The organism is Paenibacillus cineris (assembly GCF_018333335.1).
GTDB lineage: Bacteria > Bacillota > Bacilli > Paenibacillales > Paenibacillaceae > Paenibacillus_AQ > Paenibacillus_AQ favisporus.
Map to the genome: position 1 here is coordinate 1 of NZ_BORU01000024.1, position 344 is coordinate 344.

Below are 344 nucleotides of genomic sequence, written 5' to 3' on the forward strand. Positions count from 1 at the left end.
AACATCCTGGTTGTCTGTGCAACTCCACATCCTTTCCCACTTAACACACACTTGGGGACCTTAGCTGATGGTCTGGGCTGTTTCCCTTTTGACAATGGATCTTAGCACTCACTGTCTGACTCCCGGTCGATCAGTCGATGGCATTCGGAGTTTGACTGAGCTTGGTAACCCTTGCGGGCCCCGCACCCAATCAGTGCTCTACCTCCACGACTGCAAAACCGAGGCTAGCCCTAAAGCTATTTCGGGGAGAACCAGCTATCTCCGAGTTCGATTGGAATTTCTCCGCTACCCCCACCTCATCCCCGAATTTTTCAACATTCGTGGGTTCGGGCCTCCAGTGCGTG

1 rRNA gene is annotated in these 344 nt (G+C 53.2%); it reads right to left on the bottom strand.

The features are described 5' to 3' along the window. Positions 1-344, bottom strand: a 23S ribosomal RNA gene (locus KI379_RS33755); the annotation flags it as partial.